Annotated in this window: 12 protein-coding genes; 5 read left to right on the top strand and 7 right to left on the bottom strand. The window is 67.6% G+C overall.

The annotated features are described in order from the left end of the window. Positions 1-58 precede the first annotated feature (58 nt). Genes hsaB through hsaA form a run of 4 tightly spaced genes read right to left on the bottom strand, consistent with a single transcriptional unit; the run spans position 59 to position 3647 of the window. Positions 59-655 (bottom strand): 3-hydroxy-9,10-secoandrosta-1,3,5(10)-triene-9,17-dione monooxygenase reductase subunit, encoded by a 597-nt coding sequence (gene hsaB, locus ACFV4K_RS31820; RefSeq protein WP_379279920.1) that lies wholly within the window; start codon positions 653-655, stop codon positions 59-61. Positions 656-696: 41 nt separating this feature from the next. Beyond that, complete coding sequence (gene hsaC, locus ACFV4K_RS31815) at positions 697-1599, bottom strand: iron-dependent extradiol dioxygenase HsaC (protein WP_379279919.1); 903 nt, start codon at positions 1597-1599, stop codon at positions 697-699. Beyond that, positions 1596-2474, bottom strand: coding sequence for a 4,5:9,10-diseco-3-hydroxy-5,9,17-trioxoandrosta-1(10),2-diene-4-oate hydrolase (gene hsaD / locus ACFV4K_RS31810; RefSeq protein ID WP_357089847.1), 879 nt, complete (start codon positions 2472-2474; stop codon positions 1596-1598). Before hsaD ends, hsaC begins: the two co-directional genes overlap by 4 nt. A gap of 3 nt (positions 2475-2477) precedes the next feature. Next, the gene (gene hsaA / locus ACFV4K_RS31805; RefSeq protein WP_357282809.1) at positions 2478-3647 is read right to left on the bottom strand and encodes a 3-hydroxy-9,10-secoandrosta-1,3,5(10)-triene-9,17-dione monooxygenase oxygenase subunit; all 1170 of its coding nucleotides are present in this window, start codon (positions 3645-3647) and stop codon (positions 2478-2480) included. 200 nt (positions 3648-3847) lie between these two features. Here hsaA and ACFV4K_RS31800 point away from each other — a divergent pair, with 200 nt between their 5' ends. Then, positions 3848-5053 (top strand): Rieske 2Fe-2S domain-containing protein, encoded by a 1206-nt coding sequence (locus ACFV4K_RS31800; RefSeq protein WP_379279918.1) that lies wholly within the window; start codon positions 3848-3850, stop codon positions 5051-5053. Further along, positions 5053-5382, top strand: coding sequence for a hypothetical protein (locus tag ACFV4K_RS31795; RefSeq protein WP_357089840.1), 330 nt, complete (start codon positions 5053-5055; stop codon positions 5380-5382). The genes ACFV4K_RS31800 and ACFV4K_RS31795 overlap by 1 nt, the downstream gene beginning before the upstream one ends. A gap of 86 nt (positions 5383-5468) precedes the next feature. On the opposite strand, the gene ACFV4K_RS31790 is transcribed toward ACFV4K_RS31795, so the two are convergent. Further along, on the bottom strand, positions 5469-5879 hold the full coding sequence (locus ACFV4K_RS31790) for a cupin domain-containing protein (protein WP_379279917.1): 411 nt from the start codon (positions 5877-5879) through the stop codon (positions 5469-5471). Between the two features lie 133 nt (positions 5880-6012). Between ACFV4K_RS31790 and ACFV4K_RS31785 the strand changes: the two genes are divergently transcribed. Beyond that, complete coding sequence (locus ACFV4K_RS31785) at positions 6013-6927, top strand: AraC family transcriptional regulator (protein ID WP_379279916.1); 915 nt, start codon at positions 6013-6015, stop codon at positions 6925-6927. A 71-nt stretch (positions 6928-6998) separates the two neighbouring features. Next, positions 6999-7733: an NAD-dependent deacetylase gene (locus tag ACFV4K_RS31780; RefSeq protein ID WP_379279915.1), complete on the top strand. Its 735-nt coding sequence runs from the start codon at positions 6999-7001 to the stop codon at positions 7731-7733. A gap of 5 nt (positions 7734-7738) precedes the next feature. Here ACFV4K_RS31780 and ACFV4K_RS31775 read toward each other — a convergent pair whose 3' ends face one another. Continuing rightward, positions 7739-8491: a DUF427 domain-containing protein gene (locus ACFV4K_RS31775; protein WP_379279914.1), complete on the bottom strand. Its 753-nt coding sequence runs from the start codon at positions 8489-8491 to the stop codon at positions 7739-7741. A gap of 164 nt (positions 8492-8655) precedes the next feature. On the opposite strand from ACFV4K_RS31775, the gene ACFV4K_RS31770 reads away from it, so the two are divergent. After that, positions 8656-10107 (top strand): amino acid permease, encoded by a 1452-nt coding sequence (locus ACFV4K_RS31770; protein ID WP_379279913.1) that lies wholly within the window; start codon positions 8656-8658, stop codon positions 10105-10107. Positions 10108-10116: 9 nt separating this feature from the next. Here ACFV4K_RS31770 and ACFV4K_RS31765 read toward each other — a convergent pair whose 3' ends face one another. Then, positions 10117-10587, bottom strand: a complete 471-nt coding sequence (locus ACFV4K_RS31765; protein ID WP_379279912.1) for a YbjQ family protein — start codon at positions 10585-10587, stop codon at positions 10117-10119. Positions 10588-10670 lie beyond the last annotated feature (83 nt).

Here is a 10670-nt window from a genome sequence, read left to right as displayed (position 1 = left end):
CCTGTGGATGAAATCCACAGGGGCCTTGTCTATCGCCAGGGTTCCGGAGGAACCCGCCTCACAGCCAGGTGTCGAGCGTGGTGGTGGTGAGGAAGTGTTCGAGGTCGGCGCGCCAGGGGGCGGGGGTGGTCTTCTCCGGTTCGATGGCCGTGTACTGGCCGCGGTAGAAGAGCAGCGGCCTGCCGGAGTCGGTGGACTCCGACAGGGCCTGTACCCGGCCGATCACGATGTAGTGATCGCCGCCGTCGAGCACGTTGTCCACAGTGCACTGGATCGTGGCCAACGCGCCGTCCAAAACCGGGAGGTCCAGTTCCGAGGTGTGCCAGTCGATTCCGCCGAACTTGTCGGGTTCGCGGGAACCGAAGCGGGCGCACACCGGCTGTTGCTCCTCGGCCAGCATGTTCACGGCGAAACTGCCGTTGCGTTCGATCGCCTTCCAGGAGCGGGACTCCTTGGTGGGGCAGAAGAGCACCAGCGGCGGATCGAGGGACAGGGCGGCGAACGACTGGCACGCGAAGCCGATCGGCGCCCGCTCGTCACCTTCGCCGTCGAAGGTGGTGATGACGGTGATGCCGGTGCAGAACTGCCCCAGCACATTCCGGAACTGCCGGCCATCGATGACGGGGTGCCCGTCGGTGGTCGCGTTCGTGGTCAATTCTGCCTCGGTCACTGTTCGGCCGCCCCTGTCCGTGCTCGCTACTTGAATCCGACGCTGAAGTCGTGGCCCCACAGGCTGACCGCGGTGGACTCCCGCGCGATCCACGAGTGATCGTCGACTTCGAGTCCCTCACAGCCGAATTCGATGTCGAATCCGCCCGGCGTCTTCATGTAGAACGACAGCATCTTGTCGTTGATGTGTCGGCCGAGAGTAGCCGACATCTTGACCTTCTTGCGGTTGGCGCGATCCAGGCAGAGACCGACATCGTCGGAGTTCTCCACCTCGACCATCAGGTGCACGATCCCGGTCGGGTTCGGCAGCGGCAGGAACGCCAGCGCGTGGTGGCGCGGATTGCAGCCGTAGAAGCGCAGCCAGGCCGGATCGCCGTCGGCGGGACGGCCCACCATCTGCGGGGGCAGACGCATGGAGTCACGCAGGCGGAAGCCCAGCACGTCCTGGTAGAACGCCTGCGCCGCGGCATCGTCGGTGCAGGTGAGGACCACGTGGCCCAGACCCTGCTCGGCGGTGACGAACTTGTGGCCGTACGGGCTCACGAAGCGGCGGCCCAGGTACTGCGCGCCGTAGAACGCCTCGAGGGTGTTCCCGGCCGGGTCCTGGAAGCGGATCATGCCCTCGACCCGGCGCTCGGCCAGCTCGTCCTTGGTGCCCTCGGTGAAGGCGACCCCGGCCTTGTCCAGCGTCTCCCGCAGCGTCTGCATGCCGCGGGCGTCGGTGACCTCCCAGCCCGAGACCAGCAGCCGGTCCTGCTCGCCGGGCACGATCACCAGGCGGGCGGCGAAATCGTCCATGCGCAGGTAGAGCGCGTCCGGGTTGTTGCCGGAGCCCTCCATCATGCCCAGCACCTTGAGGCCGTATTCGCGCCAGGCCGCCATATCGGTGGCCTCGATGCGCATATAACCGAGCGCCTTGATCATGGTCACTTCTCCTTGACGCCGAGCAGGAAGTCGGTTGCCAGGCGGTTGAACTCGTCGAACTTCTCGAGCTGCGCCCAGTGCCCGCAACCGCCGAACACGTGCAGCTGCACGCGCGGCACCATCTTCAACGCTACGAGCGCGCCGTCGATCGGGTTCACGCGGTCCTCGCGGCCCCAGATCATCAGCACCGGCTGACGCAGCTTGAACGCGTCGCGCCAGATCATGCCCTTGGCGAAGTCGGCGCCCGCGAAGGACTTGCCCATGGCGCGGGTGGCGGCCAGGGATTCCGGCTGCGAGGCCGAGGCGAAACGCTCCTCGACGAGTTCCGGCGTGATCAGCGACTGGTCGAAGACCATGATCCGCAGGAACGCCTCCAGGTTCTCCTTCGTGGGTTCGAAGTTGAACTTGGACAGCAGCTTCACACCCTCGGTCGGGTCCGGCGCGAACAGGTTGGTGGACAGGCCGCCCGGGCCCATCAGCACCAGCTTGCCGGCGCGGTCCGGGTAGTCCAGCGCGAAGCGGGTGGCCGCGCCGCCGCCGAGCGAATTGCCCAGCAGGTGAACGCGATCGGTGATGCCGAGGGTGTCGAGCAGGTCCTTCAGCGCCGAGGACGAGTGCACGAAGTACTGCGGGTGCTCGGTCGGCTTGTCGGACTGTCCGAAGCCGGGCTGGTCGACGGCGAGGACGTGGAAGTCCTTGGCCAGCACCGGAATGTTCTTGGCGAAGTTCGACCAGGAGCTCGCGCCCGGACCGCCGCCGTGCAGCAGCACGATGGTGGGGCCGTTGCCGACGCCCGCCTCGTGGTAGTGCAGCTTCAGGTCCGGTCGCACCTGCGCGAAGCGCGAGGTGGACTCGTAGGTGATTTCCTCTACGGCGGTCACGGATTACACCATTCCGTCGGTGACCGGCAGGCCGAACGCGTGGGTGCCGTACATGACGTAGGCGCGCTCGGGATCCTGCGAGGCGTGCACGCGGCCGGCGTGGGCGTCACGCCAGAAGCGCTGCAGCGGAGTGCCTTCCACCAGTGCGGTGGCGCCGGCGGCCTCGAAGAGGCGGTCGACGGAGGCGATCACGCGGCCGGTGGCGCGCACCTGGTCGCGGCGGGCGGCGGCACGCATCTCGAACGGGACGTCCTTGCCGGCCACGATGCACGCGTACTCGTCGGCGATATTGCCCGACAGCTGACGCCAGGCGGCGTCGATGTCACTGGCGGCCTCGGCGATCCGGACCTTGGCGAACGGGTCGTCCTTGGCGTTCTCGCCGGCGAAGGCGGCGCGCACGCGCTTGCCCTGGTGCTCGACGTGGGCCTCGTAGGCGCCGTAACCCATGCCGATGATCGGCGCGGTGATGGTGGCGGGGTGGATGCTGCCCCACGGCATCTTGTACAGCGGATCGGTATTCTGTTCCAGGCCAGGCGATTTCAGTTCGCCCATGGTCCGCATGCTGAGGAAACGGTGCTTGGGAACGAAAACGTCCTTGACCACGACGGTGTTGGAGCCGGTGCCGCGCAGGCCCACCACGTGCCACACATCGTTGACGACGTACTCGCTGCGGGGGATCAGGAACGAGCCGAAGTCGACCGGCTTGCCGTTCTTGATGACCGGACCGCCGACGAAGACCCAGTCGGCGTGATCGGAACCCGAGGACCAGGCCCACGAACCGTTGACGATGTAGCCCGAGCCGTCCTCGGTCACCACACCCGCGCCCATCGGGGCGTAGGAGGAGGAGATCCGGACCTCGGTGTCGTTGCCCCAGACCTCTTCCTGGGCCTTCTGGTCGAACAGCGCCAGGTGCCAGTTGTGGATGCCGAGGATGCCGGCACACCAGCCGGTGGAACCGCAGGCGCTGGCCAGCTTGCGGACCTGGTCATAGAAGATCACCGGGTCGCACGCGTAGCCGCCCCACTGCTTGGGCTGCACGAGCTTGAAGAAGCCGGTCGCCTGCAGATCCTTGACGGTCTGGTCCGGAAGGCGGCGCAGATCCTCGGTCTCCTGGGCGCGTTCACGCAGGGTGGGCAGCAGCGCCTCGACCCGCTCAACTACTTCTTGCGTCATCTCGCCAGTTGCTCCTGCCTGGTGCTGGTACCGGAAGCGGTCTTCGTTTGCCCCTGAGAGTAGAACACGTTCTTATTCCTGTCGAGAACGCGGTTCACGCCCAGCTCAGAGAGACGCCATCCTGGTAGTTGGTCCTATCGCTGGCAAACGGCCAGCCGATTTTGTAACGTGTTCTAGTACATCCATAGGAGGATCAGGAAATGGCGACAACCCCCCAAGGGCCCCGAGGGAAGGTCCGCGAGATCGACGTGGGCTCCGCGCCCACCCGTTTCGCCCGGGGCTGGCACTGTGTAGGCCTGGCCAAGGACTTCCGGGACGGCAAGCCGCACTCGGTCAATATTTTCGGCACCAAGCTGGTCGTTTTCATGAACAGCCAGGGTGAACTGAAGGTCCTGGACTCCTACTGCCGCCATCTCGGCGGCGACCTCTCCATGGGTGAGGTCAAGGGCGACTCCATCGCATGCCCGTTCCACGACTGGCGCTGGGGCGGCGACGGCAAGTGCACCGGTATTCCGTACGCCCGCCGCGTGCCGCCGCTGGCCCGCACCCGCGCGTGGATCACGCTCGAGCGCAACGGTCAGCTGTACGTGTGGCACGACCACGAGGGCAACCCGCCCTCGGACGAGGTGACGATCCCCTACATCGAGGGTCCGTACACCAATGCCGACGGCACCCCGTCGGAGAGCCTCAACGACGGCTGGACCGACTGGACCTGGCACTCGCTGCTGATCGAGGGCTCCAACTGCCGCGAGATCATCGACAACGTCGTGGATATGGCGCACTTCTTCTATATCCACTACGCCTTCCCGACGTACTTCAAGAACGTCCTCGAGGGTCACGTCGCCACCCAGTACCTCGAGACCAAGGGTCGCCCGGACATCGGCAAGGCGGCCGCGAACGGCATCGACGTGCTGCTCAAGTCCGAGGCGTCGTACTTCGGCCCGTCGTACATGATCAACCCGCTGCTCAACATCTACAGCGGCTTCGAGGTCAAGACGGTCCTCATCAACTGCCACTACCCGGTCTCGCAGGACTCGTTCGTGCTGCAATGGGGTGTGTCGCTGCAGAAGCCGCAGGGGCTGCCCGAGGAGCAGGCGGAGAAGTTCGCCGCCAAGATGACCGAGGGCGTGTCCGAGGGCTTCCTGCAGGACGTCGAGATCTGGAAGCACAAGTCCAAGATCGACAACCCGCTGCTGACCGAGGAAGACGGCCCGGTCTACCAGCTGCGTCGCTGGTACGAGCAGTTCTACGTCGATGTCGCCGACATCGACCCGAAGATGACGCAGCGCTTCGAATTCGAGATCGACACCTCCAAGGCCAACGAGCAGTGGGGTCTCGAGGTCGAGGAGAACCTGCGCAAGAAGGCGGAGGCCGAAGCGGCCGCCGCGCAGGAGGCGAACGCCTGATGACCACCTGGGCGAAGGCACCCGATTTCGCGGACCGGCCGGAACAGCGAGCGCAGGTGCGCGCCCAGACGGTCGTCGACAAAGAGCACTACATGGAGTCCGGTCTGACCCCGATCGCGTGTCAGACCTGCGGCACCCAGGTGCAGGTGCGCAAGCACAGCCACAACCAGAAGACGGTGCAGTGGACGACCGACCCGGCCGCCACCTGCCCCGTCTTCCGCAAGCTGGCCGAGTCCGGGCCCACCACCGGGAAGCCGGACTCGTGCCCGAACCTCGAGAAGACCATCGACCACGCGGTCGCCGAAGGACTTCTCGGGATCGACGACTGAAGTCGGTCGACCCACCGGGTTCCACTTGCAGTGTGCCCGCCGCGCGAAAGCGCGGCGGGCACGTGAACTGAAGAGTGGAAATTCCCTCAGTCGAGCCGGAAGTCGGCGAAGTCGAATCCGGGGGAGACGACGCAACTCACCAGTGCGTAGTCGTCTCCCGCCGGACGGGCGGCCTGGCTGATCCCGCCGGGAACCACCGCCTGGGGGCGCTGCCCCTGCTCGACATCGGGTCCGAGGACGATCTCCTCACCCCCGATGTTCAGCAGCAGGGGACCACCCCGATGCCAGAACCAGATCTCGTCCGAGGCCACCGTGTGCGGCGCGGACTTCTCACCCGGCAGCAGCAGGAAGTAGATCGCGGTGCCGCTCGCCCGCGGCCCCGGATAGTCCTCCGGCGTGAATTCCACCGGGCTGCGCCAGGTTTCGCGATACCAGCCACCCTCGGGATGCGGCTGAAGATCCAATTCCACGGCCAGTTTCGGACGGTCGTCGCTCATCGGTTCACTGTATTTCCCGGTGCCCCGGGATGCGGGGCGGCGCGAGAATCACCACGCTGTGGCGAGCGGATGCATGCTTCGAACTTCGTAATCGATGCCCGAGACGCTCATTCCTGAGCTGTATGGTCGAAGCGTGGACCTGCTCAGCGAAGCCATCTCCGCCATTCGGACCGGTCACCCCACCTCCGGCATGTTCGTGCGGCACGCGCCGTGGGGCCGCGCGTATCCGGTGGTGCCCGGCTCGGGATTCCATGTGGTGCTGCAGGGTTCGTGCTGGCTGGTGCCGCCGGACGGGGAACCGATGGCCCTCGGCGTCGGCGATGTGATCTTCATGCCCCGCGGGGCCGACCACCTGCTGGTGGACAGTCTCGACAGCGCCGTCACCGAGCAGGCGCGGCCGGGCGAGCCGCGGGAGATCGCCGGGCCGGGCGCGCGCTGCGTGCTGGTCTGCGGGGCCTACGAACTCGGGCGGCAGCGCAGCCACCCGCTGCTGGACGAGCTGCCCGAATTCATCCATCTCCCCGCCCGTCCCGGCCGCCACCCCGCCCTGCGCGGAGCGGTGGACCTGCTCGCCGCCGAGATCTCCGAACCGCGGGCGGGCACCGACGCCGCGATCCCGGCCCTGTTGGAGACCCTGCTGCTGTTCGCGCTGCGCGCCTGGTTCGACGATCGGGCCGACGCGCCGACCGGCTGGGCCGCGGCCTTCACCGATCCGGCCGTCGCGACCGCCCTGCGCGCCATGCACGAAGCGCCCGAGCGGGGCTGGGCGGTACCTGAACTCGCCGCCGTGGCGGGTGTTTCGAGGGCCACCCTGGCCCGACGGTTCACAGCCACGGTCGGTGAGCCGCCGCTGTCCTACCTCACCCGGTGGCGCATGCTCACCGCGGCGCGACTGCTCCGGGAGTCCGACACCCCGTTGTCGACCGTCGCCCGGAAGGTCGGCTACCAGAGCGAATTCGCGTTCGCGAAGGCGTTCAAACGCGAATACGGGCTGGCGCCCGGGCAGTACCGGCGCGCGGAGGATCAGCCCGCGGTCATCGCGGTGTGAGACGGGTGGGCTGCTGAACGGCCGGTGAATCCGGAGGCGGAAGGACGGCGCGGCGGCCTAGGCTGGCAGGCGTGACGGACTGGCGTGCACGCAAGGGGCCGATCGGGGTACTGACGGGCGCGGGCATCTCCACCGATTCCGGGATTCCGGATTTCCGTGGGCCGCGCGGGGTCTGGACCGAGGATCCGGTCGCGGAACTGCTCTCCACCTATCAGAACTATGTGGCCGATCCGGAATTGCGGGCGCGGGCCTGGCTGGCGCGCCGCGACAATCCGGCCTGGACGGCCACCCCGAACGCCGCGCATCGCACGCTGGTCAGGCTGGCGGCGGAGCGGCAGGTCGGGATCATCACGCAGAACATCGACCGGCTGCATCAACGGGCGGGGTCGGACACGGTCGTGGAGATCCACGGCAATATGTTCGAAGTCGTCTGCATCGACTGCGAATTCACCGACTCCATGGCGGCCACCCTGGAGAAGGTCGCCGCCGGGGACTCGGATCCCGCCTGCCCGGAGTGCGGCGGCATCCTCAAGGCGGCCACCATCATGTTCGGGCAGCACCTGGATTCGGATGCGATCCGGGCGGCCGTGCAGATCGCCGAGACCGCGGAAATCTTTCTGGCCGTGGGCAGTACGCTCCAGGTCGAGCCCGCGGCCTCGATGTGCGCGGTGGCCGTGGACGCGGGCGCGGACCTGGTCGTGGTGAACGCCGAGCCGACCCCGTACGACGAGTACGCCGCCGAGATCGTGCGCGACCCGATCGGTGTCGCGCTACCCCGGTTGGTGTCGGAGATCCTGGGGGACTGAGGGTTTCAGCTGAACGGGGTCTTCGGTCGGGCCTGGAGTTCGCCGTCGATCCACAGGTCGATCTTCTCGTTGTAGAAGCAGGCGAGCCCGGCGATCTTCTGACTCTCCGGCAGCGGGGTGCGATAGATCCAGACCAGGTCCGGGAACTCCTCCTCGCCGAGCCGGACCGACCAGTATTCGGCGGTGCCCTTGTACGGGCAGTGCGTCTCGGTATCGGACGGTGTCAGCAGGTCCATCCGGACATCGGTGAGCGGCACGTAGTAGCGCGCCGGCAGGCCGGTCTCGAACAGGATGCGCGGGCCGTGCGAATCGGCCAGCACCTGGCCGTTCAGTTCCACCCGCACGTGCCGGGAACTGCCGAGGATGTCCACCCGGGTGTAGGGGTCGCGCGGGTGCACGTAGATCGGCTCGTCCTCCTCGAACCACTCCGTCATGGCGTGGAAATCCAGTTTCACCAGGTCACGCAGTTCCGGAAGCGGGGAATCGAGGTGCCGGACGGCCGCCCCGGCCGCCACGACGCCGTCGGTCACCACATCGAACTCGGTGCCGGTGCCGCGGCTGGGGGACGGGCGGGTCTTGCCATTGGGTTCCAGCTTGGCCCGCAGGTCGGCGACCGGCAGGTAGTAGGTGGGGTAGTGCGGGGACTCCCACACCAGCGTCGGAGTGACGGTGTCCGCGGCCAGGTGACCGCCGAGGTAGGCGCGTACCCGCTTGGCGCTCGGTTCGACGCGTACTCGGCCGCGCTGAGTCTCGGTCATACCTTCCGACGGTACGCCCGCCATGGAAGCGGCTGGCGGCGAAGCGGATTCGGGAAGCGGGCCGATGCGGGTCCAGCTCGGTTCCGGAGGCGATTTTCCCCGGCTGACCAGGCCCGATAGGGTGGGCTGGCAATTTATGGGCAACACAAGAAGGTGGCGGTCGGATGTCGGAACCGGTCGAGGCGCGCGTGACGGGGCCGGACGGCACGCTGACGGCGGGCATCGACGCCACGCCACCCGAGCCACAGGGGCTGCGCACCGGGCTCCGACGCCGCCACATGACCATGATCGGCATCGGCGGGGCGATCGGCGCGGGCCTGTTCGTGGGCAGCGGTTCGGTCCTCCAGACCGCCGGGCCCGCCGCCGTGCTGTCCTACGCGGCCGCCGGGCTGGTGGTGCTGGCCGTGCTGCGCGCCCTCGGGGAGATGGTGGTCGCCCGCCCGGTCGCCGGATCGATGGGGGAGTACGCGCGCCTGGCCATGGGCCCGTTCGCCGGATTCACCGTCGGGTGGCTGTACTGGTACCTCTACGTCATCCTGGTCGGCGCCGAGGCGGTGGCCGGGGCGGCCATCCTCGGCACCTGGGTCGACCTGGACCAGTGGGTGCTCTCGGCCGGACTGCTGATCATCATGACCGCCGTCAACCTGCTGTCGGTGAAGTCGTTCGGCGAGTTCGAGTTCTGGTTCGCCTCCATCAAGGTGGTGGCCATCGTCGGCTTCCTGGCGGTCGGGCTGGCCTGGGTCCTCGGGCTCTGGCCCGGGTCGCAGTCCGGATTCGGGAACCTCACCGGCCATGGCGGTTTCGCACCCAACGGGGTCACCGGCATCTTCTCGGCAATCGTGGTGGTGATGTTCGCGTTCGGCGGCACCGAGATCGTGACCGTCGCGGCCGCCGAGACCAAGGAACCGGCCAAGGCCGTCACCCGGGCCACCAACAGCGTGCTGTGGCGGGTGGGCCTGTTCTACGTGGCCTCGATCTTCCTGGTGGTCACGATCCTGCCGTGGAACGACGCCAAGGTGCTGACGAGCCCCTTCGTCAGCGCCCTCGAACACATCGGCATCCCCGCCGCGGGCACCATCATGCAGGTCGTCATCCTGACCGCGGTGCTGTCGGTGCTGAACTCGGCCATCTACGTCTCCTCCCGCATGCTCTATGTCCTCACCCGCGACGGCGACGCCCCCGCCGCCCTGGTGAAACTCAACAAGCGCGGCGTCCCCGCCCGGGCCGTCCTGCTCGGCACCATCGCCGCCTGGGGCGCGGTCATCGCCTCCTACGTCTCCCCGGACCAGGTCTTCACCTTCCTGGTGAACTCCATCGGCGTGGTGCTGGCCTTCGTCTACGTGGCGATCATGTTCTCCCAGCTCCGCCTGCGCGCCCGCCTCCGCCGCGAGGACCCCGCCGCTCTCACCTACCGCATGTGGGGCTACCCCTACATCAGCTGGGCCGTGATCATCGCCCTGTTCGCCGTCTTCGTCGCCATGGCCCGCAACCCCGACCAGCGCAACCAGCTCATCGCCTCCACCGTCAGCCTCCTGGCGGTCATGGCGATCTACCCCCTGCGCGCCAAATTCGGCCGCAAGAAGCCGGTCCGCGAGGTCGAGGTGCTGCACCACTGACCGCCCTGATTACTCCCCGGCGGGCTTGACCACGACCGCGGTGCCGTAGGCGGCGACCTCACTCATGGTGTTGGCAATCTCGTTGCAGTCGAAGCGCATGGCGATCACCGCATTCGCGCCGTAGGCCATCGCGTGCTGGCACATCCGCATGATCGCCTCGTGCCGAGACTGGTACAGCAGCTGCGTGTATTCGTGAATCTCGCCGCCGCCCAACGCCCGGAACCCCGCCGCGAAATTCGCGCCGAGACCCCGACTGCGCACGGTCAGCCCCGCGACCTCACCGATCACCCGGACGATCTCCTGACCCGGCACATCGTTCATGGTGGACACCAGGATCGGGAACTGCGGAGCCGGAGCCTGCTGCGGCTGGCCCTGCTGCGGGTAGGGGGCCTGGCCCTGCGGGGGATACGACTGCTGGCCGGGACCCTGCTGCGGGTACTGCTGCTGATAGGGCTGCTGCGGCGGCATGGGTTGGTTCATGAGCGGGATCGTACGGGGCGGAATCGACCGCGGGCGGCATCCAGGTGAACGGGCCGCGGACGGCGAACGGCCCGTGCGCGGTG

Source organism: Nocardia sp. NPDC059764, from assembly GCF_042732555.1.
Taxonomy (GTDB): domain Bacteria; phylum Actinomycetota; class Actinomycetes; order Mycobacteriales; family Mycobacteriaceae; genus Nocardia.
Note: the sequence above shows the minus strand (reverse complement) of the source record. Positions and strands in the feature narration are given on the sequence as shown.

Excerpts from the sequence above, each read along its gene's own strand:
- hsaA (WP_357282809.1), bottom strand. The coding sequence starts at position 3,647 with ATGACGCAAGAAGTAGTTGAGCGGGTCGAGGCGCTGCTGCCCACCCTG.
- ACFV4K_RS31800 (WP_379279918.1), top strand. The coding sequence starts at position 3,848 with ATGGCGACAACCCCCCAAGGGCCCCGAGGGAAGGTCCGCGAGATCGAC.
- ACFV4K_RS31795 (WP_357089840.1), top strand. The coding sequence starts at position 5,053 with ATGACCACCTGGGCGAAGGCACCCGATTTCGCGGACCGGCCGGAACAG.
- ACFV4K_RS31790 (WP_379279917.1), bottom strand. The coding sequence starts at position 5,879 with ATGAGCGACGACCGTCCGAAACTGGCCGTGGAATTGGATCTTCAGCCG.
- ACFV4K_RS31775 (WP_379279914.1), bottom strand. The coding sequence starts at position 8,491 with ATGACCGAGACTCAGCGCGGCCGAGTACGCGTCGAACCGAGCGCCAAG.
- ACFV4K_RS31770 (WP_379279913.1), top strand. The coding sequence starts at position 8,656 with ATGTCGGAACCGGTCGAGGCGCGCGTGACGGGGCCGGACGGCACGCTG.
- ACFV4K_RS31765 (WP_379279912.1), bottom strand. The coding sequence starts at position 10,587 with ATGAACCAACCCATGCCGCCGCAGCAGCCCTATCAGCAGCAGTACCCG.